The organism is Phyllobacterium ifriqiyense (assembly GCF_030817885.1).
GTDB classification, from domain to species: Bacteria; Pseudomonadota; Alphaproteobacteria; order Rhizobiales; family Rhizobiaceae; genus Phyllobacterium; species Phyllobacterium ifriqiyense.
The window spans coordinates 849066-871105 of the sequence record NZ_JAUSZT010000003.1 but is presented as its reverse complement, the minus strand read 5'-3'; the positions used below and the strand labels follow the sequence as shown (position 1 = coordinate 871105).

26 protein-coding genes are annotated in these 22040 nt (G+C 52.5%); 11 read left to right on the top strand and 15 right to left on the bottom strand.

Annotation, left to right across the window (positions count from 1 at the left end; genetic code table 11):
* Positions 1–71 precede the first annotated feature (71 nt).
* The gene (locus tag QFZ34_RS11825) at positions 72–479 is read left to right on the top strand and encodes a F0F1 ATP synthase subunit epsilon (protein ID WP_115054341.1); all 408 of its coding nucleotides are present in this window, start codon (positions 72–74) and stop codon (positions 477–479) included.
* A 285-nt stretch (positions 480–764) separates the two neighbouring features.
* Here the strand turns inward: QFZ34_RS11825 and QFZ34_RS11820 are convergent, their stop codons facing one another.
* The 4 genes from QFZ34_RS11820 to QFZ34_RS11805 form a co-directional block, all read right to left on the bottom strand.
* A complete protein-coding gene (locus QFZ34_RS11820; RefSeq protein WP_307281099.1) occupies positions 765–1298 on the bottom strand; it encodes an RNA pyrophosphohydrolase in 534 nt (177 codons plus the stop codon).
* A 32-nt stretch (positions 1299–1330) separates the two neighbouring features.
* Positions 1331–2482: a divergent polysaccharide deacetylase family protein gene (locus QFZ34_RS11815; protein WP_370878841.1), complete on the bottom strand. Its 1152-nt coding sequence runs from the start codon at positions 2480–2482 to the stop codon at positions 1331–1333.
* 95 nt (positions 2483–2577) lie between these two features.
* A complete protein-coding gene (locus tag QFZ34_RS11810; protein ID WP_115054338.1) occupies positions 2578–3903 on the bottom strand; it encodes a S41 family peptidase in 1326 nt (441 codons plus the stop codon).
* Complete coding sequence (locus QFZ34_RS11805; protein ID WP_307281095.1) at positions 3893–5251, bottom strand: murein hydrolase activator EnvC family protein; 1359 nt, start codon at positions 5249–5251, stop codon at positions 3893–3895. The genes QFZ34_RS11810 and QFZ34_RS11805 overlap by 11 nt, the downstream gene beginning before the upstream one ends.
* Positions 5252–5540: 289 nt before the next feature.
* Here QFZ34_RS11805 and QFZ34_RS11800 point away from each other — a divergent pair, with 289 nt between their 5' ends.
* The gene (locus QFZ34_RS11800; protein ID WP_307281093.1) at positions 5541–6260 is read left to right on the top strand and encodes a glycosyltransferase family 2 protein; all 720 of its coding nucleotides are present in this window, start codon (positions 5541–5543) and stop codon (positions 6258–6260) included.
* Here the strand turns inward: QFZ34_RS11800 and QFZ34_RS11795 are convergent.
* The 3 genes from QFZ34_RS11795 to QFZ34_RS11785 form a co-directional block, all read right to left on the bottom strand.
* Positions 6202–7668, bottom strand: coding sequence for a glycosyltransferase family 39 protein (locus QFZ34_RS11795; RefSeq protein WP_307281091.1), 1467 nt, complete (start codon positions 7666–7668; stop codon positions 6202–6204). The genes QFZ34_RS11800 and QFZ34_RS11795 overlap by 59 nt on opposite strands.
* A 159-nt stretch (positions 7669–7827) precedes the next feature.
* Complete coding sequence (locus QFZ34_RS11790) at positions 7828–7992, bottom strand: DUF1328 domain-containing protein (protein ID WP_115054334.1); 165 nt, start codon at positions 7990–7992, stop codon at positions 7828–7830.
* A gap of 82 nt (positions 7993–8074) precedes the next feature.
* Positions 8075–8869, bottom strand: a complete 795-nt coding sequence (locus tag QFZ34_RS11785) for a response regulator (RefSeq protein ID WP_115054333.1) — start codon at positions 8867–8869, stop codon at positions 8075–8077.
* A gap of 182 nt (positions 8870–9051) precedes the next feature.
* Between QFZ34_RS11785 and QFZ34_RS11780 the strand changes: the two genes are divergently transcribed.
* Together QFZ34_RS11780 and QFZ34_RS11775 are read left to right on the top strand one after the other, a co-directional pair.
* On the top strand, positions 9052–9243 hold the full coding sequence (locus QFZ34_RS11780; RefSeq protein ID WP_370878741.1) for a NepR family anti-sigma factor: 192 nt from the start codon (positions 9052–9054) through the stop codon (positions 9241–9243).
* Positions 9244–9255: 12 nt separating this feature from the next.
* Positions 9256–9807, top strand: a complete 552-nt coding sequence (locus QFZ34_RS11775; RefSeq protein WP_115054331.1) for an RNA polymerase sigma factor — start codon at positions 9256–9258, stop codon at positions 9805–9807.
* Here QFZ34_RS11775 and QFZ34_RS11770 read toward each other — a convergent pair.
* Positions 9790–10203, bottom strand: a complete 414-nt coding sequence (locus tag QFZ34_RS11770) for a response regulator (RefSeq protein ID WP_307281082.1) — start codon at positions 10201–10203, stop codon at positions 9790–9792. The two genes, QFZ34_RS11775 and QFZ34_RS11770, sit on opposite strands and share 18 nt — an antisense overlap.
* Before the next feature lie 155 nt (positions 10204–10358).
* Here QFZ34_RS11770 and QFZ34_RS11765 point away from each other — a divergent pair, with 155 nt between their 5' ends.
* The gene (locus QFZ34_RS11765; RefSeq protein WP_307281080.1) at positions 10359–11114 is read left to right on the top strand and encodes a Crp/Fnr family transcriptional regulator; all 756 of its coding nucleotides are present in this window, start codon (positions 10359–10361) and stop codon (positions 11112–11114) included.
* Between the two features lie 13 nt (positions 11115–11127).
* Here the strand turns inward: QFZ34_RS11765 and QFZ34_RS11760 are convergent, their stop codons facing one another.
* Positions 11128–11349 (bottom strand): hypothetical protein, encoded by a 222-nt coding sequence (locus QFZ34_RS11760; RefSeq protein WP_115054328.1) that lies wholly within the window; start codon positions 11347–11349, stop codon positions 11128–11130.
* Positions 11350–11503: 154 nt separating this feature from the next.
* On the opposite strand from QFZ34_RS11760, the gene QFZ34_RS11755 reads away from it, so the two are divergent.
* Positions 11504–13012, top strand: a complete 1509-nt coding sequence (locus tag QFZ34_RS11755; RefSeq protein WP_307281074.1) for a sensor histidine kinase — start codon at positions 11504–11506, stop codon at positions 13010–13012.
* Here the strand turns inward: QFZ34_RS11755 and QFZ34_RS11750 are convergent.
* From QFZ34_RS11750 to QFZ34_RS11735, 4 genes are all read right to left on the bottom strand, one after another.
* Entirely contained in the window at positions 12992–13465 is a 474-nt protein-coding gene (locus tag QFZ34_RS11750; protein WP_307281072.1) for a hypothetical protein, read from the bottom strand. The genes QFZ34_RS11755 and QFZ34_RS11750 overlap by 21 nt on opposite strands.
* Positions 13466–13467: 2 nt before the next feature.
* Positions 13468–13806, bottom strand: a complete 339-nt coding sequence (locus QFZ34_RS11745) for an ElaB/YgaM/YqjD family protein (protein WP_115054325.1) — start codon at positions 13804–13806, stop codon at positions 13468–13470.
* Positions 13807–13931: 125 nt separating this feature from the next.
* Positions 13932–14792 (bottom strand): PRC-barrel domain-containing protein, encoded by an 861-nt coding sequence (locus QFZ34_RS11740; protein WP_307281069.1) that lies wholly within the window; start codon positions 14790–14792, stop codon positions 13932–13934.
* Positions 14793–14980: 188 nt separating this feature from the next.
* Complete coding sequence (locus tag QFZ34_RS11735) at positions 14981–15139, bottom strand: DUF3309 domain-containing protein (protein ID WP_115054323.1); 159 nt, start codon at positions 15137–15139, stop codon at positions 14981–14983.
* A gap of 179 nt (positions 15140–15318) precedes the next feature.
* Between QFZ34_RS11735 and QFZ34_RS11730 the strand changes: the two genes are divergently transcribed.
* From QFZ34_RS11730 to QFZ34_RS11715, 4 genes are all read left to right on the top strand, one after another.
* Positions 15319–17289, top strand: a complete 1971-nt coding sequence (locus QFZ34_RS11730; RefSeq protein ID WP_115054322.1) for an AI-2E family transporter — start codon at positions 15319–15321, stop codon at positions 17287–17289.
* Between the two features lie 255 nt (positions 17290–17544).
* Positions 17545–17736 carry a CsbD family protein gene (locus QFZ34_RS11725; protein WP_115054321.1) on the top strand — a complete coding sequence of 64 codons (192 nt, stop codon included), beginning with the start codon at positions 17545–17547 and terminating at the stop codon, positions 17734–17736.
* A 108-nt stretch (positions 17737–17844) separates the two neighbouring features.
* Positions 17845–18651 carry a transglutaminase-like domain-containing protein gene (locus QFZ34_RS11720; protein WP_115054320.1) on the top strand — a complete coding sequence of 269 codons (807 nt, stop codon included), beginning with the start codon at positions 17845–17847 and terminating at the stop codon, positions 18649–18651.
* 167 nt (positions 18652–18818) lie between these two features.
* A complete protein-coding gene (locus tag QFZ34_RS11715) occupies positions 18819–19055 on the top strand; it encodes a DUF768 domain-containing protein (protein ID WP_115054319.1) in 237 nt (78 codons plus the stop codon).
* A 6-nt stretch (positions 19056–19061) separates the two neighbouring features.
* Here QFZ34_RS11715 and QFZ34_RS11710 read toward each other — a convergent pair whose 3' ends face one another.
* Positions 19062–19490 (bottom strand): Lrp/AsnC family transcriptional regulator, encoded by a 429-nt coding sequence (locus tag QFZ34_RS11710; RefSeq protein WP_115054318.1) that lies wholly within the window; start codon positions 19488–19490, stop codon positions 19062–19064.
* 121 nt (positions 19491–19611) lie between these two features.
* On the opposite strand from QFZ34_RS11710, the gene QFZ34_RS11705 reads away from it, so the two are divergent.
* Positions 19612–20715, top strand: coding sequence for a saccharopine dehydrogenase family protein (locus QFZ34_RS11705; protein ID WP_115054769.1), 1104 nt, complete (start codon positions 19612–19614; stop codon positions 20713–20715).
* Positions 20716–20778: 63 nt separating this feature from the next.
* Here the strand turns inward: QFZ34_RS11705 and QFZ34_RS11700 are convergent, their stop codons facing one another.
* Positions 20779–22029 (bottom strand): aminopeptidase, encoded by a 1251-nt coding sequence (locus QFZ34_RS11700; RefSeq protein ID WP_307281056.1) that lies wholly within the window; start codon positions 22027–22029, stop codon positions 20779–20781.
* Positions 22030–22040 lie beyond the last annotated feature (11 nt).

The window sequence follows — 22040 nt, the reverse complement described above, 5'->3', positions numbered from 1 at the left end:
AAAGGCTTAGAGTGCAGTTTTGATCCATCAAGACGTCAAGCGCTCTAAATCACAGGAATTGAGTGGATATCATGGCTGAAGCCTTCCAGTTTGAACTCGTCTCGCCAGAACGCCTGCTTCTTTCGGAGCAGGTCATTGAAGTCGTTGTTCCGGGCACGGAAGGCTATATGACCGTCCTGGCTCACCATGCTCCATTGATGGCAACGATCAAGCCAGGCGTCGTCACAGTAAAGACACCTGATGGAAAGCCCGACAGCTATGTTGTTTTCGGCGGCTTCGTTGATGTGACGCCAGATGGCTGCATTCTTCTCGCGGAATCGGCGGTACACGTCACTGATATAAAGGCTGATGAACTGCAAAACCGCATCAAGGACGCCAAGGAAGACTTCGAAGATGCGACTACACGCGAAGAGAAGTCGCGTGCGGAAGATCTGCTCGGTCAGTTGACAACATTGCAGGAAGCCATCAAGGCAGCTTGAGTATTTCAGCATGAGCTATAATGATGAAGCGGGCATTGGCCCGCTTTTTTATTATGCTTTTTCGCGAGCCACGATGTCTCGAATCCGGGGTGTGCATTGTGTCTCTTGAAACGCCTGCGGTTCGCCTTGGGTTGTGCGATAAGTACTGTGCGGGGTTCGGCTCGCAGCCAATCACTTTGTCAGGCGGCATCTGACGATGAATAAACATCGACTTCGCCACCTTGCGCGTGAATTGCGGCGCCATCCGAGAGAAAGAACGGTTTCCTATTTAGACCGGAAAAGTCTTTAGCCTGGGCTTGCCGCCAAATGCTGGAACGCGGCGACAACTTCTTCATAGACGGCGCGCTTAAATGGAACGATCAGATCAGGCAATTGCGCCATTGGCTTCCATGCCCATTCGTCAAATTCGGGGGTATGTCCGCCGGGCGGCGGGTTGATGGCGATCTCGCTTTCGTCGCCTTCAAAGCGATAGGCAAACCACTTTTGTGTCTGGCCGCGATATTTGCCCTTAAGAGCAACACCCATCAGATGCGGTGGCAGATCATAATTGATCCAGTTTGGCGCTTCGGCGAGCAAAGATACGGACTTCATGCCGGTTTCTTCGTAGAGCTCGCGCAGCGCTGCCGGTTGCGAAGCTTCACCTGGATCAATGCCGCCTTGCGGCATTTGCCAAAGCTGGGTCTGCCCATCCATCTCGTCATTGGGGATGACGATACGATGACCGGCCCAGACAAGTCCTTCCTTGTTGAGCACCATGATGCCGACACAGGGGCGATAGGGCAGGGATTGTGGATCGACAGGCTTTTTGTTCTTGCTCATGCGGATGCTCCAGTGCGCGCGTTCGAGGAGTGCTAGCCCTTTTGCGGATCGCGGACAAGCGCCGATATGGGGACGATTTCTATGCCACGCGCCTTGGCTTCATTCGCCCATGCGGCGACTGCTTCAACAGTTACATCGAACGCCGAGCCAGTCGCAATCGCGGTGCCTTTGGCGCGGGCAATGCGTTCCAGTTCATCCAGTTTTTTCAGGATGCTGCCGCGCTCCTGCGTTGCATCAATCAACAAGTCTGCGGCAGCGTAGGGCGTGCCTTGCTGTGTGGCAATTGCATCTGCTTGGCTGCGTGCCGAGGTGCCGTCATCCAGATAAAGCAAGCCACGGCGGGTAATCTCTTGCATGACAGGCGTCATTGCCGCTGCCTCCGATGTGAAACGCGCGCCCATATAGTTCATGACGCCCGTATAGTTGGTAATGCGTCCCATTGTCTTGTGCAGGTTCTCAATCGTGGCGGCGGGTTGTGCATCCACGGTGAGTGTATTGCGGCCGGGGTTCACCCGCGGATAGTCGAAAGGCTCCAGAGGCAATTGCAACAATATTTCGTGGCCTTCCTGACGGCCCGCCTGCATCCAGCGGCCCAGGCTATTACCTTCAGGCGAGAAGGCCAAAGTTATTTCCGGCGGCAAGACGCGGATAGCATTTTGAGAGCCGGTCTGAGACAGGCCCAAACCGCCGATAATAATCGCCACACGCGCACCGCGCGCGCCTGACCACGGTCTTGCATAGGCATCAAGCGGACGACGCCCATCCGGCGCAATGATCGGGAGCGGCCCTTGCGGGGACTGCTCGAGCAAATCCGGTTCTGGCAGATGCGCAGTTCGAGGGTCTTGGGCACGTCTTGCCGGGTCACCAACGACAATGACCTTTGGTCCGCCCGCAACCTCATTGGCTATATTGCCTGGCAACTGGTTGGAGATTGTTGTTTTCGGCAGGGTAGGTGAAATCGGCTCGGGAGTAGGAGCTTGCGTGGCAATGGGGATAGCTGGTTTTGCTTCAGGCCGCCGGAAGCCTTGATGGCTGGTATAGGAAATTACGGATGACGCAACCAGCATGAGCGTAAAAACAGTCGAGGGCAGTATCCATGACCCTGCCGTTTTATTGCCCGCTCTGACGTTCGGCCCTTTGCCGGTTTGCCCCAGCGGCCTGTTCAATTCTGAATTCACGCTTATTGGCCGGAAAAAGGGAGGAAGTGCTGGCAGCAAATACTGCGATAAGGGAGGAAAGCGGCTGGGCTAATCAAGGAATCCCGGCCGCTTTTATCATATTAGTTGGGTACACCCTTTTTGGGGTCAGCAGGAAAGGCTGCATTTGCCTGTTCGCCGCGTAACAACTTCATTGCCTGTATGAGCTGCAGGTCGTCCTTTGCTTCCGGTGGAACATAAGGAATGGAGCCGGAACCTTCTGCATCTTCCTGAGCGCCCTTGATATGGCCCTTCAGGCTTGATTCGCTCATTGGCTCAACCTTGCCTTTCAGCTCTTCCGGCAATGGCTGCTCAACGGTAATGTCCGGTATGATGCCCTTGCCCTGAATGGACTTGCCGGCAGGCGTGTAATAGAGCGCTGTTGTAAGACGCAGCGCGCCATTCTCGCCAAGCGGGATAATCGTCTGGACCGAGCCCTTGCCGAACGAGCGCGTGCCAAGAATCGTACCACGGCGATGATCCTGCAAGGCACCGGCAACGATCTCGGATGCACTGGCGGAGCCGCCATTGATAAGCACGATCAGCGGCTTGCCATCAGTCAAATCCCCTGCACGGGCATCAAACCGGGTGATGTCCTGGGGATCACGGCCACGAGTCGAGACAACCTCACCCTTATCGAGGAAAGCATCCGAAACGGCCACCGCCTGATCGAGAAGACCGCCTGGATTCAGGCGAAGATCAAGAACAAAGCCTTTGAGCTTGTCCTTGGGGATCTTGCTCTGGATATCTTTGATGGCCTTTTGCAGATCGTCAAATGTCTGCTCGGTGAATGAAATCACCCGAACATAGCCAACATCATTCTCAACGCGAGATTTGACAGCCTGGACCTTAACCACGTCGCGAATGATCGTCAGCACGATCGGCTTGTCGGCACCCTGACGGATAAGCGTAAGTTCAATCGGGGTTTTAATCTCACCGCGCATCTTGTCGACAGCGTCGGTGAGCGTCAGTCCACGAACTTCAACGCCATCGATCTTTGAAATGTAATCGCCGGCAAGAACGCCTGCTTTTGCGGCTGGCGTGTCATCAATCGGTGCGATGACCTTGACCAGTTCGTTTTCCATGGTGACTTCGATGCCAAGACCGCCAAATTCACCCTTGGTCTGAACACGCATATCCTGCGCCTGTTCAGCATTCATGTAGGATGAGTGCGGATCAAGCGAGGTCAGCATGCCGTTAATGGCATTCTCGACTAGCTTCTTGTCATCCGGCGGCGTGACGTACTGGGCGCGGACACGCTCGAATATATCACCAAAAATTGATAGCTGTTTATAGGTGTCGTTGCCCGCAGCCTCTGCAGCGGTAGTGGGCAGGGCACCCTGCACAACAACCATTGCCGTAGCGCCCATCAGTGCTCCAGCCATGAGAAGCGATAGTCTACGTATCATTTGCGGTCCTTCCAGCAAGTCGATCCGCCCACCATGGAGCGGGATTAACAGGTTTTGTATCTTTCCGGAACTCAATGTAAAGCATTGGAGCTCCATTTCCCATCGGTACAGGTGCACTGCTCGCAATAAGTTGTTCGTTCATTACACCGACCGGCTCTCCTGCCAGAACAAACTGGTTCTGCGAGACATTGATTCTGGACATTCCCGCCAAAACGACATGATAGCCATTGCCGGCGTCAAGTATCAAGAGTTGACCATAAGATCGGAATGCGCCCGCATAAAGGACAAGGGCATCCGCCGGAGCTGTTATTGTCGCTCCGGGGCTGGTTTCCAGCGTGTCGCCCTGAAGAGCGCCGCCAAGACCGTCATTATCGCCAAAGTGCTTAACGAGTTTGCCCGCCGCCGGCATGGCAAGCCGGCCTCGCAAGGAAGCAAAATTTTCCTGCGCAACCAGGCGGTTCTGATTTGCTGCAAATTCTTCGGCCCGTTTGCGGCTGGCTTCCAGCCTCTGCTGCTCTTCGCTGCTGGCCTCGGTGGCGGCTTTTTGCACCTCCGCCATATCTTTTTCCATAGAGGCGATAAGACCTTGCAGCGAAGTGGCGCGCTTGGCCAAATTCTCTGCCCGCTGTTTTTCAGCGGCAAGAGTTGCCTCAGAGGTTGTTTGCAGCTTTTGCTTTTCAGCCAGCAGCAGGTCGAGCCGTTTCTTTTCCTCTGCCTGACTGGACAGCGCCGCGGTCAACCGGGCTTGCTCTTCTGAGATCGACGTCTTGATCCTGGTCAATTCTTTCAGATCAGCGATCAAGACTTCCGTCTGTTGGCGCATTTCAGGTACAACCGCGCCCAAAAGCACAGCACTGCGCACAGATGCCAGAGCATCATCAGGGCGTACCAGCAGGGCTGGAGGCGGGCTTAGGCCCATTCTTTGCAAGGCGGCGAGAACTTCGGCCAAGGCGCCCCGGCGCTGCCGCAAGACCAGCCTTACGCCGTCCTCGCGCTCCCGCAGGCCGGTGAGCCGGTCCGTAAAGCTGGTTATATCTTCGCTAAGTTTTTTTTCTGTTTTCGCCGCCTGAATAAGAGCGGCCGTAATTGTCGTCTGGTCTTTTTTCAAACCCGATATTTCTTTATCGAGCGAAGCGACCTTGTCGGCCGAGAGCGATATTTGACTGGTCAGATCCTGAAGCTCTTTTGCGGTTTCCGCACGTTTTGCCTCGATTGAAGATTGCTCGGCTGGAGTGATCGCCGTCTGGGCACGGGTAGCTGGACTGAAAGCCATGGCGCAGGCAAGAATAACCGCTCCGGAAATGCTTTTCCCCGAACCGATAAACGCTCTGGTTAGCTCAACTTTCATTACCTGTCCGGAATCAAGATGTTGTTTGAACCACTCTAGAAAGCTCCGCCTAATGAAGCATTAACCATGATCGGTTCGTATCGATAGCCCTTTATCTACTAGCAATCGGGATGGCGGAATTGCGGCGTTAAATAACGAGCCACATAGTTGCACGGCGAAAGGCCTGATTTTGTCCAATTAGAAGGGATGGAAATCGTTTCGACGTATCTATACATAGCAAATTATCGTATCGAGTGTGAACTGGTTCTGCCGCCAGCACTCTGCCGGTATTGTTTAATGGTTTCCCGATATGATCGAACTCACAATCATTGTTCCTGTATATAATGAGGCTGGCAATATTGGTTTGCTTGTCAAAGAGATCAGCGCCGTCATGGCCGATGGTCCGGCCCATGAAATCATTATCGTTGACGACGGTTCGACGGATGAATCAGCGAGCGAAGCCTTGCGCGCGGACGGCAAGGTTCGCGTGCTGCGGCACGAAAAGCGTGCTGGCAAATCGCGCGCGTTGCTCAGCGGTTTTCAAGCCGCGAATGGTCGGTGGATTGCCACGCTGGATGGTGACGGCCAGAACGATCCTGCCGATATAAAGAAACTGTGGAGCCGTATAGAAGCATCACCCCCTGTGCTTTTTGCAGGTGTGCGCAAGCGTCGGAACGATGGTTTGATCAAACTTCTCACTTCTCGCTTTGCCAATTTCGTTCGCAAGCGTCTTCTGAAGGATGATTGCCGGGATGCGGGATGCGGTTTCAAAATCCTGCCGGCTGCCGCTGCGCGGCATTTTCCTTATTTTGATAATATGCATCGATTTATCCCGGCGCTGTCACGACGCGCCGGGATGCCTGTTGTCGAGGTCGATATAGAAGATCGGCCAAGGCTGGCTGGCGTTTCGAAATATGGTTTCTTTGATCGGGCCGCTGTTGCTTTTCTCGATACGGTTGGCGTGTTCTGGCTTATCCGCCGTTATTCTGATCCGATACAGGTGACGGAGATGAAAAGCGCTGAAAGCTGAAAGTTCGCAACTCTCCGCTGAAGTTTCTGACTGGTGCGGTAACACGGGTAACCGGGCTCGCGGGTAAAACATTGGCGGGTAATTGAGCGAGAAGATTTTCGGCCGGGGCATCATTACCCTGCCAGACAAGCACGACATCGCTGGCTGTACCCCGCTCGGGCGGCCAATGCAGGAGAACAGAGATATTGGCTGCATCATCCTGACGATTTGAGATGACTGTCGCCGGAGCCGGATTTTGACCGCGAATGGCGCTGCTGATCGCATCAAAAGGAAATGTGAATCGCGGCGTCCCGAAAAGCGCTACGCCGGCAAAGCCTAGCGGGGCGAGCACGAACATGCAGGCCGCCAGAATCAAAAGGTTGCGTGCTCCAAGAACTTGCGGGAAACGCAATGCAAGCAAGATCGCCGTTGGCGCCAGAATGGGTGCCATGTAACGCTGGGCTACCGAGTGATAATCGGCCAGCAATACCAGCAGTGCGAAAGCGCCCAGGCCAATCAATATCGTGCGCAAGAGCAGTTTCCGCACGTCTTCATCGCCGTCGGCTGCCGGTCGCGGATGATCCCGGGTTCTGCCGATGACATATACGGCAAAAGCCCATCCGGACCAAAGCGCAGCGGAAACAATGAGGCTAAGAAACCCATCCAGACCTATATGGGGCAGGTCGATCACATTGAGATAATCTACGGGTTGATTCAACTTTACCATACGCCCTGCCGTTGCAGTGAGCGGGGCATATAGTGAGGCGATAGCAACCGGAGCGAACGCCGCCATGAAGATCAGGATTGATATCCAGATTCGCCGGTTAAAAAGCTGGCGGCGGATAGATGATGTCAGGACCGCGGCGACCAGGAAGCTGATCAGAAATATAAAGAAATTATACTTGGCCAGTGCACCTATGGCAGCCCAAAGCCCGAACCACGCATAAGCAACGTTGCCTGCACCGGATCTCAGCAGCGCCAGAGAATGAATTATTCCAATCGCGGCAACGAGAACAAGAACGGTGTGCGCCGTCGTTTGTATCGACATCCATACGATTTGCGGCAGAAACGCCGAAGCTATAAGTGCCAATACGCCCGCCCGGTCCCCCGCCAGACGTCTTGCTGAATCAAATACCAGCCAATGATAAAGACCGAGCAATGATAGGCGCACAAGCGCAAGCGACAGCACCCAATTCCAACCTGTCAGCTCAAGCGCCAGCCGAACCAGCCAATTGTACAGCGGAGGGTGTGAATTGCCATATATCCATGAAAAATCGACAGCGCCGACAAACTGGGCTTCATCAATTTCCATGAAGCGGGATAGTAACAGGCGCACGGCCAGAAGAAGGATAATGTAAACTGCGATTGTGCGAGGCGCGCGGCGCGCAAACCACGCCCAATTTATTTCCGGCCCGTCAAGTGAGGCCAAGTTGAATTTCCGCCAAGTCACTCCCAAACCCCACCGCTTGCTTATTGGGGTGGACTACTACGATAGATGGACAGGTGCAATCCCGCCTCGCGATCAAGTTGAATTTAAGTGTAGGTGGCTACCAAAAAGCCGCCAGTTTTACTGGCGGCTTTACTCGATTCAGGCCCGTCGTATGATACTTGCTATCAGCGACACAACAAGCAGAGCCAAGAACACATAGAATATAATCTGCGCAATACCCGCAGAAGCGCCTGCAATTCCGCCGAAACCCAAAGCACCCGCGACAAGCGCGATGATCAGAAAAATTACTGCATAATAAAGCATTGTCATCTCCCTTTATTGTTGAATCAGAAACGAAACAGAGTTCGTTTGGTTCCCGCAATATTCAGGGAGATTGTTTGCTTTCCTATGCTTTTGCCTTACTGCTTTCTTTGAAGAACAAAGCTTGAGTGATAAGCGCCTTTACCATGTCCGGATTAAATGGCTTGGTAACAAGAAAGGTTGGTTCGGGACGCTCGCCCGTGAGCAGGCGTTCTGGAAACGCAGTGATGAAGATTACGGGGACAGCGTCCTGGCTGAGGATGTCGTTGACAGCATCAATGCCCGAGCTGCCATCTGCCAACTGAATATCCGCCAATATCATGCTCGGTTGCGTCTCGGCATATAGCTTCAACGCTTCATCTTTGGTGCGGGCAATGCCTACGACCTTATGGCCCAGGCTTTCCACCATGTGCTCAATATCCATAGCGATCAAAGGTTCATCTTCGATGATAAGAATATCTGTTGCGATCTGCCTGGAGATGCCGACGGACGCCTCATCAAGAAGTGCGTAGAGTTCATCATCGGAAACGTCGAGAATTTCCATCGTTTCGGATTGGCTGAACCCTTCAAGGCTTATAAGCAAAAATGCCTGACGCGCCTTCGGGGCAATCGAGGTCAGATTTGCAGCGGCGTGTTTTTCCCAGCCATATTCCGACTGCATCTCCAAAGGCCGGACATTGACCGAGTTGAAGTGCTTGACCAGCAATTTGTACAGACCAACCCGATCCGATCCCGCGTCGGGGAACAGGGAAACGTCGGTTATCAAAATTTCGAGCGTCGCTGCTACGTAAGCATCGCCTGAAGACTGCGAGCCAGTGATGGCACGGGCGAAGCGGCGGAGATAAGGCAGGTGGGGGGCTATCCGGGTGGACAATGACATTCGTGAGCGTTCCTGTTCAGGCGATATTGATCAGAATAGAAAGAGAGTTCCGTCCTACAACACTTATCCAAAAAAAAAGTTCCCCCGCTCGGAACTTTTTCTGCATTCAGACATTATCGGCATTAATGTGCCTATAGACATCGCGTCGACATATCAGCAAAGATTTAGCAATGAACGCAAAAATGAAAACGTCCCCTGCGCCCGCCAAGGCGCGTGTTCTTCGCCGCGATGCAAAAAATGCTGAAACGGAAATTGGTTTAAAGCTCAGGGCGCTATATGCGTCAGTACAAGAAGAAGAGATACCGGCGCGGTTTCTCGATCTTCTTGAAAAGCTCGACGAGGCTGAACGCCTGCATTCGCGATCCTCGAAGTAAGCGGGCCCTTGAATGGTACATGAATCGAAGGACTTCAAAAGAAATCTGATTGCCTCGTTGCCTAAATTGCGAGCCTTCGCGGTTTCGTTGATCGGCAACCCTGACAGAGCAGACGATCTCGTTCAGGACACGATTATGAAGGCGTGGGCCAAGCAGGATTCGTTTGAGCTTGGCACCAACATCAAGGCGTGGCTTTTCACAATCCTGCGTAATGAGTTCTATAGTCAGATGCGCAAACGCGGTCGAGAAGTGCAGGATTCAGACGGGATTTTCACGGAACAATTATCGGTTCACCCTGCGCAATACGGGTCCTTGGATCTGCAGGATTTCCGAAAAGCTTTGGAAAAACTTCCCGATGATCAACGCGAAGCAATCATTCTCGTTGGAGCCTCTGGGTTTTCCTATGAGGAAGCCGCTGAAATCTGCGGATGTGCCGTCGGAACGATCAAAAGCCGCGTCAGCCGTGCCCGAACCCGGCTGCAGGAACTTCTGGAAATTGAGGGGGAGGTCGACTACGGCCCGGACGCGATCGCTACACAGGTTACTTCAAACAAGTTCGCCTGATGAATTGCCTTTGCTCGACGATTGATCGTTTGCAGAGCCACTGAGCGAAGCGACTGCCCGTATAATCTGGCTTCTGCCGTAAGGTTTTCCCACAACAGGGGTACCTGCGAATTCGGCAATACCACTCAGATCGGCATCATAGGCGCTGGTGAACAGGAGAGGTACGTCACGCGTCCGAAGCAATGAGGCGGCTTTAAGGGAGGACACACCACGGGCTTCTACTTCAAGTATTGCGAGATCGCATATTTGACCGCTATTTATCCAGCTCATCAATTGGTCGATCGTAGAAACAACATGAACGGATTTGGCGCCGCACTCTTCTGCGATTCGTTCAAGTTCCAATCCTATCAAATATTCGTCTTCGAGCACCAAAAGGCGCTTGCCAGCCAATTCCATATTCCAATACTCCAATTTGGAGTTGGTTATGGGGCTGGCTTGACAGTTCTGTCATTTAACAAAGACATATCAATTGCGAAGAAAGCTCATATGAATTTTTGAAGGCATGCTAGGGTCCGGACCCTAGCTTGCGCCCAACAAAAACCGGACAAACAATGAAAAATAATGGAGCATCGACGGTAAGACAGTATCCTTGCGAAAGGTGCCCTTTACAAAATTATCCACATTTCCAGCAGCATGAAAAAGATGAAGTCGAGTTTCTGTCCGGGTTCAAGATGGGCGAGCTGGTTGCCGATGTCGGCACGACCGTACTTGGCGAGGGCAGAAGCAGCGCGCATCTCTTCACCGTCCTTTCCGGTTGGGCGTTCCGGTATAAAACTCTCGAAGATGGCCGCCGGCAAATTCTGAATTATGTGTTGCCGGGCGACCTGATTGGCCTGCAAGGCTCATTGATGAAAGAAATGCAACATTCGGTCGAGGCGTTATCGCCCTTGGTGATGTGCATGTTTCAGCGAGACAAACTGCCAGCCCTGTTTCAAAGTTATCCAACAATCGCCTACGACATTACCTGGTTAGCCTCACGCGAGGAGCAGATGCTTGATGAGATATTGCTAAGCGTTGGTCGCCGGTCGGCGCTCGAGCGGGCAGCCTATCTTTTCGCATTCATATATCAGCGCGCCAAATCGGTCGGAATGGTGAAAAACAACACGCTGATGGTGCCGCTTCGCCAGCAGCATGTTGCCGATACTTTGGGTCTATCAATTGTTCACACGAATAAGACCTTGAAGAAACTTGCAGCCAAAGGCGCATTGCGTTGGCTTGATCGGGGTTGTGAAGTCATTGATCATCAAATTCTTCTGGATATTGCCAAATGGCAGGGGTTACCGCCTGCACCCCGGCCTTATATCTAAGGGCACCTCCATTTCAGAGGGTGGCGGCACCGGTTTCAGGCTTCTCCGCGTTTAATTGATCCAGAGCAAGTTCAATATCACGCAGATTCCTGGTGACTCCGTCATCGGGGTCCATCCCGCCCTCAGTGGCCGCTCTCTGCAGTCCGCGGGCTTCCGACAGAAGTTCTTCCAACTTTGCAATTTTTTGGACTTTGCTAAGGCCCGCGTCCGATAGAATGTCGTTTGCGTTGAGCATTTTGTCCTCCTTGTAATGGCAGATTAAAAACGAATGGGGTGATTAAATGTTCCGTGCGAGGAACAATGCCAACGTGGCGGCGTTGAAGTCGTTGGATATATAACTTAGTGAAGTAGGGGCGCCTTTCAGACGGGCTGTCACGTGGGATATGAAGTTGACCGACACTTCCGAGAGTAATTTTCTGTTCCTGGCGGAATCGTCGCGTCGTGAGGTTCTTTCTACGCTCCGGCCTATAGGCAAAGATGATAGCGATCTGGACAATCTAACGGAGCTGGCATTATCGATTTTCAATGTTGATGGGGCGCGCTTGTCTCTGGTGGACAGCGATCAAAGCCACGTTTTGTCTTTTTGCGGGCTCGTGGGTAATATCGATATATGGACGCTCGAGGCGCATTCAATTGCTGCATCGGAACCATGTTTCGTTGTTCCGGATGCTTCCGGGGATGTGCGGTTTGCTGAAACCAGCGCGGTCGTACAGGCACCGCGCATAAGGTTTCTGGCTATTGCGCCAATTCATGTAGCAAATGAGCGTGTCGGCACTCTAAGCATTCTGTCGCTCAAGCCGCATTCCGAATTTACCCATGAGCAGCAACAAAAATTGATACAATTGGCCCGTCTGGCGGGATCGCTTATGGAGTTGAAGCGCAACTCCCGCCTTGATGAAACCGCTGTCAAAAAACTGCACCTCGAAGAAGATCGCAATGCCATGGCGCTGGAGGTGGGAAACGTCGGCAGTTGGGTTTGGGATTTGAAAACCGGAATCTTTACCGGCAATAAGATGGCTTATTCCATGCTGGGCTTGAGCGAAGACAGCCCCGTTACAGGCGAGGACGTTTTCCGGGCAATGCATCCGGATGATTTTCCAATGATGAAGTCGTCAATCACCCGCGCTCTGGCACATGACCAGGATTATGCGGGAGAATTCCGCGCCGCCTCTTCAGGCCAATGGCTACTGGGTCGAGGACGGATCTTTGAACGCGATGAATCAGGCCGCCCTACTGTTGCTGTCGGTGTAAACATCAACATAACCGCGACAAAAAATGCTGCCGAGAAAACACGGCTCTTGCTTCGTGAGCTCAATCATCGCGTCAAGAATACTTTGGCCATGCTGCAATCACTGGCACGCCAGACCTTAAATCGGACAGCTGACCCGGCCGAATTCATGGAAGCCTTCTCAGGTCGGCTGCGCGCCATTTCTGAAGCGCACACGCTTTTGTCCGACCGCGAATGGAGTGGAATCAACCTCATCGATTTGATCACGAGACAGGTTGAACCCTATGCGATCTACGATGCCGGTCAAATGGTGCTGGTTGGCGAAGATGTCATCCTGCCGCCTGATCACGCCTTGGGTCTGGGTATTGCCCTGCATGAGCTTGCGACGAACGCGGCCAAGCATGGTGCGTTCTCAGTGGCTGGGGGCCAGGTGCGCATCTCTTGGGAGATTGAGCAGGGACTGGACGGATCACGCGTGATTATTCACTGGATAGAAGCGGGCGGGCCGCCCGTAGCCACACCTGCGACACGTGGACTGGGCGAGCGTCTCATTGAGCGGAGCCTTGATAAGGTGATATCGAGCAGCGTCAGGTTAAGTTACTCGGAAAGCGGCATGGAGGCGATTATCTCCATGCCCATCAAGGATAATTCAGTCCCTGAGTTCCTCTGATACATCGCGGCGGCGCCGTTGCCGTGTTTTGGGTTTTTTCCCGAGCATCGACAGACCGCCAAAAGCAAGCACGGGTAGCGCCAGCATCAGCAAGCCACGTGAACGCAGGAGCATTGGTGCAGCAGCGATGGCAGCGACAGTCAATAGGGCTGTTGTGTCGGTTTTTGCCCGGTCACGCTGGCGTTTTCGAATGATGGCGTCGGATATTTTCATGATGATATACAATATGATCGCCACAGCAATTGCGCCGCCGCCAATATAAAGGGCAGCTCGCAATTCACCGAAACGATCCGACAAGGCAATATAGGCTGCGACCAGCAAAAAGACGGCACCGATGGCGCCGAATATTCCGATAATGCTCAGGAAGATTGCGCTTCGCTTGACGCGACTGAGGGTCAGGCCAATCTCACCGGCGGCGAGACTGGTCAAAAAAGGAGTTAGCAGTTTCAACATGATCAGCGACGTGACATCAAAGCGAGAAGAAAGCCGACTCCAGCTGCCACTGCTATAGATGTCAGCGGTTTGTCGCGGATAGTTTCGGCCAACTGATCTTCAATATCCAAAGCTTGCGATTTCAGTTCTTCGAACACTTCCTCGCCGCGCACCCTGGCTGTTTCAAAGGAATTTGCAGCATTGGCGCGCGCATCCTTGGTCGAATTTTTACCGATTTTTGCAAGCGTTGCAGCAATATTTGCAATATCTTCCTTCAGCGCCGCGACCTGCGCCTGCAAATCAGGGTTGGTTTCGGTGGCATCATCGACTGCTTTTTTAATTTTCGAGGAAACTGTGGCCATACGATAACTCCTTGGAAAATAGATGCATATGATTTCGAAACGTTGCTCGAAACTATTTGTTCCATGCGAAACCGGCCACCGCAAGCCGCGATGACCGGACCGTTATCGCAAAGCAACTGCTTTTATTATTCGGCAGTGCCCCGTAACAGAATTTTCTCGCTGTCGGCCTTATAGGCTTCTGGGGTGTAAGCGGGCTGCGCCTCCAGTTCCTTTTTTGTGAAGGGCGTGAAAACCGAGATTTTGCCGCTGTCATCGGCAAGCAAATCGAGATTTTCAATGGAGACGGCGATAGGTTTTTTGCCCAGGCCCAGAAATCCTCCCACATCCACTACAAAGGCCTCAATTTGACCGTCCGGTGTCATCAGCGCGTCACCAACACTTCCAAGTGTTTCGTCTTCCGGTCCATAAACCGCCGAGCCGATCAGCTTATCGGCGCTCATTGCACTTGAGGGCACCGCTTTCAGGGCGCTGCGAAGTTTAGCGGGTGACTTTTTTATGTCTTGTTCTGTCGCGTTGATGGCTGGTTCAGGCGCCTTGGCGGGATCCGAGGCGCCATCTGTCAACAATACGGAGCGGTCATAGGCAGGAGCTTTTTCCAGCTCTTCTTTGCTGGCGGCGATTACCAACCACCGTTTATTATCCGGCTTTTCCGCCCATGAAAGCTGATCGAGACTTACCGCCACTTCTTTCTGGCCGACGCCGAGAAATCCGCCCACAGCAATGACGGCACTTTCAGTGCGCCCTTCAGGATTGAGCACAACATCTTTGATCTCGCCAATGGAAGCCGCATCGTCATTCGAACTATTATAGACCGTCTGGCCGATAAGACCGGCGGTCAATACCTGCCCTGGGGCCGCTACAAGATATCGATCCTGTGCGGGTGCTGCCACGATTGGTTGGCCAAATATGTCGGAGCCATCCTGTGCTGCTACCGTGATAGTGAGAGCCACCACTATGGCAGAACTGGAGATAAGTCGTTTTAACATTCATGTTCCTTTGCACCGGAAGGGAAACACCAGCCCAGGGGGAGCTGGTGTTTTTGTAAATGACTGAATTTAAATGGTTTTATGAAAGATAGCCCATCAGCCAAAGAATGATGATTATTGGAAGCGGCAGGCCGATAAGCCAAAGTAAAGCGCCACGCATCATGGGTTTAATCTCCTTTTCGTTTATATCAGATACGGCCCATCAGCAGCAGAACCAGTAATATTACCAGAACGATGCCAAGAAGACCGGAAGGGCCGTAACCCCAATTGCGTGCATGGGGCCAAGTGGGAAACACGCCAATCAATGCAAGGATGAGGATAACGACAAGAATTGTTGTTAGCGACATGTTCAAACCCTCCGATTTATTCTTCGGATAATAAACACTGCGACAGCGAATTTCGTTCCAAACCTTTGCAGTTAAAGATGAAACGCCGATGCCGATGCAACCAATTTGCTCAGGCGGCGTTGGAGTGGCGGGATTTAATGGAGAGGTGCGTTCTATGCATTTTGGATTAGGGGTATTTCATGCCTTCTGAAGATTTCAGCGGGCGGTCGCCGCGTGCCGTGGAGCGCGTGACGAGAAAGTCTGTCTCTTCACCAGCAATTGTTGGAGTGGATACCCGAGCGCAGTTTCCACCAATTATCGTCGCCATAGCTATTGTTGCAGCGCTTTATCTGGCCAGTGATGTCTTTGTGCCATTGGCATTGGCATTGCTTCTGACATTTGCTCTTTCGCCGCTGGTAACGCGGTTGCATCGTAACGGCATACCAAAAGCCGCGGCTGTCATCAGCGTGGTTGTCACGGCCTTTATGGTGATTGCCATATTTGTCGGAATTGTCGTGAGCCAGCTAACGGTTTTGGCGCAGAACCTGCCAAGCTATCAGTATAATATCGAAACAAAGATCCGGACGATCAAGGATGCTCAATCTGGTAACAGCATCTTCGACCGCGGCGCCCGCATGTTCAAAAAATTCAGTGAAGAGATCGGGCGATCGGATGAAGTGGAGCGTTTTCCCGTCGACAATGGCCCTGACAGTCGGGATCAGGCACGCAAACCACCGGAAAATGTCGAAGTACAAAATCAGGAAATCGGCACTCCACTGAAAGCACAAGATCCGAACAAGCCTGTGCCCGTCGAAATCCGTTATCCTCCGCCTGATCCGCTGAGCCTTTTGCAGACATTTGCCGGACCGTTGATTCAGCCATTGGCAACCATCGGTATCGTCATTGTCGTGGTTATCTTCATGCTCATGCGCCGGGAAGATTTGCGGGATCGCTTCATAAAGTTGGTCGGAGCAAGTGATATTCACCGAACGACGACAGCACTGCACGATGCCGGCAAACGTGTGGGGCAATATTTGCTGATGCAGCTTATCATCAATATCAGTTTTGGCGTGCCGATTGGGATCGGGCTATGGCTGATAGGTATTCCCAATCCGATGTTGTGGGGCATGCTGGCAATTGTCTTGCGGTTTGTGCCCTATATCGGTCCCATTATGGCGGCGTTTTTCCCCTTGATGCTATCGCTTGCCGTCGATCCGGGATGGATGCTGCTGGTCTGGACCGCAGCCCTTTTCATCGTGCTTGAGCTGATCAGCAATAATATTATGGAGCCATTGCTCTATGGGTCGAAGACGGGCCTTTCGCCCGTTGCCATTCTCATGGCGGCAATCGTGTGGACATGGATTTGGGGACCTATCGGTCTTATTCTCTCGACACCGTTGACCGTGTGTCTTGTGGTCCTCGGCAGGCATGTGCCGAAGTTTGAGTTTCTAGATGTGCTGCTTGGCAACGAGCCTGTGCTTCTGCCACCACAGCAATTGTATCAACGATTGCTGTCGGGGGACCCCGATGAGGCAACAGAGAAAGCGGAGGAATATCTCCAGTCAAACTCCATCGTCGATTATTATTCGTCTGTGGCCGTTCCTGCACTTCTATTAGCCGAACATGATCGCGGGCGCGGGGTGCTGGATGCTCCCAGACGCAATCGCGTTGCGCAAAGCATGGTGTTTCTCGTTGAAAACCTGTCTGACTATCATGAAATTCTCGAAGAAGAGATCAAGGTAGATGAGCAAGCCAAAACCGCCAAGGCAAAGACCAAAAAGGTAGAACCGACCAAACCAAAGACCATTATATCGGCTGGCGGACGCGGCAATCTGGACGACGCTGCCGCTGTTATTATGGGTGACATCCTTGAGCGCAATGATTGTGAGGTTGACGACATCACCCATGACGAGCTCGAGGCTGCGAATATCGCCAAGCTCGAACTTGCCGGTGTGAGCGCTATCTGCATCAGCTACCTTAACACCTCATCCATTGCCCATGCGCGATATTTGATACGGCGGATCAGGCGGCGGAACGCACGAATAAAAATCATAATCGGTTTTTGGGGTGAGGATGCCGAAAATGTGGACGCTGCAAAGATTGTCGGCTCCACACGCAACTGCATTTTTGCCTCTTCGATCGAGGATGCGATCGGCGAACTATGTTCCTGAGCCGTCGTTTTATGTATTTCTTTTTCGGGACGGATTTCAGCGGAACCAAGATATAGCTGCAGCGTTTCTCACAAGCTGATCGAGCCTTTGATCGGTAACATAAGACCCGGTGCCTGTTCCCCCGTGGGTGCCGGGTCGTTCGTTATTCGAATATTTTATCTATTTATATCAATAGTTTAATTGATTTTCTCTGGGAACAATCCTGCGTGAAGCCCGTTTAGTGATGTAGTTGAAAAAGCTTTCAGGGAGTATCCAATGGGTAGCACTAGCGACAAGATTTCCGGCGCGGCCAACAAGATGGCCGGTAATGTAAAACAGGCAGCCGGCAAGGCCACTGGTTCCAAGAAGATGGAGGCTGAGGGAAAGGCGCAGGAGCTGAAAGGCGATGTGCAATCAGCCAAGGGTAAGGCAAAAGACGCCGTTAAGAAGGTCGTCGACAAGGCTTGATAGTCCAAGAATGTGAAAAGTTTAACCGGTCCGCTTTTGGGCCGGTTGCTTTTTGCGCCAGACTCTGCCGATGCTGTTTCAACACAAAAATAATCAAGGGAACCGTGGATGATATTACATGTAGGGTGCGAGCTAACATTTGAGTTCACGCAGGAAACACCCCTTGTAGCGATATTGAATGTCCATCATTCACGTTTTGACGATCTGGAAGGTATCGAAACTTTTCAGACAAACTTTGATTCAACGATCACAGGCTATCACGATCAATTCGGTAATTGGTGCAACCGCATTGTCGCCATGCCAGGCACCTTTATCTGTTCTACGAATGCTCTTGTGCGGGATAGCGGGTTGCCGGACCCTGTTGTGCTGGATGCTGTCCAACATCGCGTACAGGACCTGCCGGATGAAACGCTCGTATATCTCATGGGTAGCCGTTACTGCGAAACCGATCTGCTGAGTGACGAGGCCTGGCGCTTGTTTGGCAATACGCCGGAGGGATGGCAGAGGGTGCAGGCTGTCTGCGACTTTGTGCACAACCATATCACCTTTGGCTATGAGTTTTCCAATCCGACCCGCACAGCTTCGTCTGGCTATTATGAAGGGCGTGGTGTTTGCCGTGATTTTACCCATTTGGCCGTTGCATTTTGCCGGTGCCTGAACATTCCAACCCGCTACTGCACCGGCTATATCACCGATATCGGCGTGCCGCCGCCGCATGCCGAGATGGATTTTTGTGCCTGGATGGAAGTTTATCTTGGCGGTGCCTGGCACGCTTTTGATCCGCGCAACAATAAGCCTCGTATCGGCCGGATAAAGGTAGCGCATGGCCGAGACGCGGCAGACGTGCCTTTGACCAATATTTTTGGCCCGAATTTGCTGACGAAGTTCAAGGTATGGGCGAAGGAAGCCCGCTAGATCGCCGGACGTCCTCATGGACTCAAGATGGCGATCTATCCTTTTATTTTAGCAACGGATTATCCGAAAACCGGGATCCCGCTTTTCGGTCCGATGCTTTAATGCGCAACCTTATCGCTATCTAATTGTTTTACTGGATCGACGGGCAATAATTCCAGGAGCACAAAATGAGTCAGCGAGCTATTGATTTCGTTAATAACTGGATTGAAGCTAATATCGATACCAACAAGCCAGTTGATATGGAGCATCACGATCGTCGCCCTCAGCGTCTCGCGGAACGTTGTGCTGCCGATGCCGAGGCTGCGGGTATCACCGAAGCCGAGATCAAGGATGGTTTGGGTGATCTCGAAGTATGCATGATTGCCGCGGTCGACAGGGTTGCACTGGCTAAATCTGAGAAATAGGTCCGATCAGCGTTCTATGCGTGTGGAAAGGATGATTGACGACATCGTTCTTTCGACGCCTTCCAATGCGCCGATTTCGTCGAGCAACCTGTCCAGTTCCTGGATTGATGGGGCCTCAACAATAACAATCATATCGAACTGCCCGCTAACCGAATGCAGGGTTCTGACCCATGGTATTTTGCGCAACGAAGCTTCGACCCGTACAGCAAATTTGGGCAAGGCAGTGACCAGCACATGCGCCTTGACCAAATTCTGCTGATATTCCGGCGACAGCTGGACGCTGTATCCGCGGATCATTCCCCGATTTTCGAGCCGTTCGATGCGGCTTTGCACTGTGGTTCGTGACAGCCCGAGCTTACGCGCAAGGTCGGCTGTGGAGGCCCGGGCGTTTTCCCGGAGCAGGGAAAGCAGGGCATGATCAGCTTGTGTCAGCATAATGACAAATCCACTCGGCATATTAGTTAAACTTAAGAGTTATATCGTCAGTATATACACTGCATTTCGCCGAGCAATATGAGAAAATTCCGAAAGGTTTATGCATATTCAGGGGAATCACATGAAAGAGATCGTCGTTGTAGGGGCAGGTAAAATCGGAGGAACGATTGCCAATTTGCTGAGCGAGACAGGGGAATATCACGTAACTGTCGTTGATCGCGCGCAGACGCAATTGGATGCACTTGAAGTTTCAGCGCATGTGGCTACCAGCTGTATTGAAATTGCTGAAGCGGGTGTGCTTGAAAAAGTGCTGGACGGCAAGTTCGCTGTTCTGAGCGCGGCACCGTTCCATCTGACCACACGCATCGCTGAAGCCGCTGCCAAATCCGGCGTCCACTATCTCGATCTGACGGAAGACGTTGCCAGCACGCGCATTGTCAAGCAATTGGCGACAACAGCAAAGACTGCGTTCATTCCGCAATGTGGTCTCGCGCCCGGGTTTATCTCCATCGTTGCCAATGACCTGGCCAAGCGCTTCGATACGCTAGAAAGCGTTCGCATGCGCGTTGGCGCGCTGCCGCAATATCCATCCAACGCGCTCAACTATAATCTTACCTGGTCGACGGATGGCGTGATCAATGAATATTGCGAGCCATGTGAAGCGATTGTCGACGGTGAACTGACCGAAGTTCCACCGCTTGAAGAGCGCGAAGAATTTTCGCTCGATGGTGTAACCTACGAGGCATTCAACACATCGGGCGGACTTGGCACATTGTGCGAGAGTCTCTTGGGCAAGGTGCGTACGCTCAATTATCGTACGATCCGCTATCCCGGCCATGCCGCCATCATGAAGGCGTTGCTGAACGATCTCGGACTGCGCGATCGCCGGGATGTTTTCAAGGACATTCTTGAAAACGCCTTGCCATCAACCACGCAGGACGTGGTTGTGATCTTCGTAACGGTCAGCGGCCGCAAGAAGGGTCGCCTGTTGCAGGAAACCTATGCAAACAAGGTCTATAGCGGCCATATCGGATCGCAGCTTTATAGCGGTATCCAGATCACCACAGCATCGGCCATTTGCGCTGTTGTGGACATGCTTGCGAAGGGTGACCTGCCACAGCAGGGCTTCATCAAACAGGAAGACATCGCACTTGATGCATTTCTGGCCAACCGTTTCGGCAAGGCCTATGCCCAGACCGAGACTGCCGGGCGTCTCGTTGCCTAATAGTATTTGAGATCAAATAGATCGCCACCGCCTTCGCGGTGGCGATTGAATTGCGTGGTTTAACTATGCCCACTCGCCATTGCGCATAACGGGAACAGTCGAGCCATCCTTATGGATGCCATCCACATCGATTTCTCCAGATCCAATCATCCAGTCGATATGAATAAGGCTCTTATTTCCGCCCTTTGATGCTATCTCCTCCGGACTCAACGTTCCGCCATTGATGAAGCATTTCGAGTAGCATTGACCGAGTGCTATATGGCTTGCAGCATTTTCATCGAACAGCGTGTTGAAGAACAGCAGCCCTGAAGCAGAAATCGGCGAAGAATGCGGGACAAGCGCCACTTCACCGAGGCGGCGGGCACCTTCATCCGTACCGAGAATTTTATTGAATACTTCCTCGCCGCGTGTCGCCTTGGCTTCGACGATCTTTCCAGCTTCAAAGCGAACCTGAATATTTTCGATCAAAGTACCCTGATATGACAATGGTTTGGTGCTGGATACGTGACCGTCAACCCGAAGAGCATGCGGGGTGGTGAATACTTCTTCGGTCGGAATATTCGGATTGCAGGTGATGCCATTCTTGGCCCTTGAAGCGCCACCTTGCCATTCATGTTCATCGGCCAGCCCTACGGTCAGATCTGTGCCGGGGCCTTTGAAGTTTAGGGAAGCAAAGTTCAGGCCGTTCAGCCACTCCCTGCGCTTGAGCAATGCGGCATTGTGGTCGCGCCAGGCGCTGACCGGATCATCAATATCCACACGGGAAGCAGAGAAAATGGCATCGGCAAGCATTATGACAGCCGTATCGGGTTCCTGATCGGGAAAAACCTGCCTAGCCCAAGAGGGGTTTGGATAGGAGACGATGTTCCAGTTAACGTCGAAGCCAGTGATTTTTTCCAGCGCTGGTTGATAGGCTTTCGATTGCGCCCTGTTCGCCCGCGCGACTTTCTCGGGATCTTCTGCCGATAACAACATGGGATTATCGCCAGAAATGGCGAGGCGCGCCGTATTGGCAGAAAACGCTTTTGCCATCCCTTCGTAAAGCCAGCCTGCGGAACGGTCGAAACTATCCTCTGGCGCATTGCGATAACGCATCAGCGTTGTTTCTTCGTCATTGTAAAAGGTTGTGACCAATCCCGCGCCTGCCTTATAGGCATGCTCAGTGATGCGGCGAACAAGAGGAAGGGCGGCAAGCGGTGCTGTGATCAAAAGGTCCTGTCCCGGCTGCAATTGCAAACCGATTTTCACGGCAACCTCGCCCAGCCGATCGAGTTTGACTGGGTCGATGGAAGGGATCTTTTGAGATGAATTCATAATATACCCAT

What these genes read in the sequence shown, in the direction of transcription:
- QFZ34_RS11825 (WP_115054341.1), top strand. Translation starts at nt 72, where the DNA reads ATGGCTGAAGCCTTCCAGTTTGAACTCGTCTCGCCAGAACGCCTGCTT.
- QFZ34_RS11820 (WP_307281099.1), bottom strand. Translation starts at nt 1,298, where the DNA reads ATGAGCAAGAACAAAAAGCCTGTCGATCCACAATCCCTGCCCTATCGC.
- QFZ34_RS11810 (WP_115054338.1), bottom strand. Translation starts at nt 3,903, where the DNA reads ATGATACGTAGACTATCGCTTCTCATGGCTGGAGCACTGATGGGCGCT.
- QFZ34_RS11805 (WP_307281095.1), bottom strand. Translation starts at nt 5,251, where the DNA reads ATGAAAGTTGAGCTAACCAGAGCGTTTATCGGTTCGGGGAAAAGCATT.
- QFZ34_RS11800 (WP_307281093.1), top strand. Translation starts at nt 5,541, where the DNA reads ATGATCGAACTCACAATCATTGTTCCTGTATATAATGAGGCTGGCAAT.
- QFZ34_RS11790 (WP_115054334.1), bottom strand. Translation starts at nt 7,992, where the DNA reads ATGCTTTATTATGCAGTAATTTTTCTGATCATCGCGCTTGTCGCGGGT.
- QFZ34_RS11785 (WP_115054333.1), bottom strand. Translation starts at nt 8,869, where the DNA reads ATGTCATTGTCCACCCGGATAGCCCCCCACCTGCCTTATCTCCGCCGC.
- QFZ34_RS11780 (WP_370878741.1), top strand. Translation starts at nt 9,052, where the DNA reads ATGAAAACGTCCCCTGCGCCCGCCAAGGCGCGTGTTCTTCGCCGCGAT.
- QFZ34_RS11775 (WP_115054331.1), top strand. Translation starts at nt 9,256, where the DNA reads ATGGTACATGAATCGAAGGACTTCAAAAGAAATCTGATTGCCTCGTTG.
- QFZ34_RS11770 (WP_307281082.1), bottom strand. Translation starts at nt 10,203, where the DNA reads ATGGAATTGGCTGGCAAGCGCCTTTTGGTGCTCGAAGACGAATATTTG.
- QFZ34_RS11765 (WP_307281080.1), top strand. Translation starts at nt 10,359, where the DNA reads ATGAAAAATAATGGAGCATCGACGGTAAGACAGTATCCTTGCGAAAGG.
- QFZ34_RS11760 (WP_115054328.1), bottom strand. Translation starts at nt 11,349, where the DNA reads ATGCTCAACGCAAACGACATTCTATCGGACGCGGGCCTTAGCAAAGTC.
- QFZ34_RS11750 (WP_307281072.1), bottom strand. Translation starts at nt 13,465, where the DNA reads ATGTTGAAACTGCTAACTCCTTTTTTGACCAGTCTCGCCGCCGGTGAG.
- QFZ34_RS11745 (WP_115054325.1), bottom strand. Translation starts at nt 13,806, where the DNA reads ATGGCCACAGTTTCCTCGAAAATTAAAAAAGCAGTCGATGATGCCACC.
- QFZ34_RS11740 (WP_307281069.1), bottom strand. Translation starts at nt 14,792, where the DNA reads ATGTTAAAACGACTTATCTCCAGTTCTGCCATAGTGGTGGCTCTCACT.
- QFZ34_RS11735 (WP_115054323.1), bottom strand. Translation starts at nt 15,139, where the DNA reads ATGTCGCTAACAACAATTCTTGTCGTTATCCTCATCCTTGCATTGATT.
- QFZ34_RS11730 (WP_115054322.1), top strand. Translation starts at nt 15,319, where the DNA reads ATGCCTTCTGAAGATTTCAGCGGGCGGTCGCCGCGTGCCGTGGAGCGC.
- QFZ34_RS11725 (WP_115054321.1), top strand. Translation starts at nt 17,545, where the DNA reads ATGGGTAGCACTAGCGACAAGATTTCCGGCGCGGCCAACAAGATGGCC.
- QFZ34_RS11720 (WP_115054320.1), top strand. Translation starts at nt 17,845, where the DNA reads ATGATATTACATGTAGGGTGCGAGCTAACATTTGAGTTCACGCAGGAA.
- QFZ34_RS11715 (WP_115054319.1), top strand. Translation starts at nt 18,819, where the DNA reads ATGAGTCAGCGAGCTATTGATTTCGTTAATAACTGGATTGAAGCTAAT.
- QFZ34_RS11710 (WP_115054318.1), bottom strand. Translation starts at nt 19,490, where the DNA reads ATGCTGACACAAGCTGATCATGCCCTGCTTTCCCTGCTCCGGGAAAAC.
- QFZ34_RS11705 (WP_115054769.1), top strand. Translation starts at nt 19,612, where the DNA reads ATGAAAGAGATCGTCGTTGTAGGGGCAGGTAAAATCGGAGGAACGATT.
- QFZ34_RS11700 (WP_307281056.1), bottom strand. Translation starts at nt 22,029, where the DNA reads ATGAATTCATCTCAAAAGATCCCTTCCATCGACCCAGTCAAACTCGAT.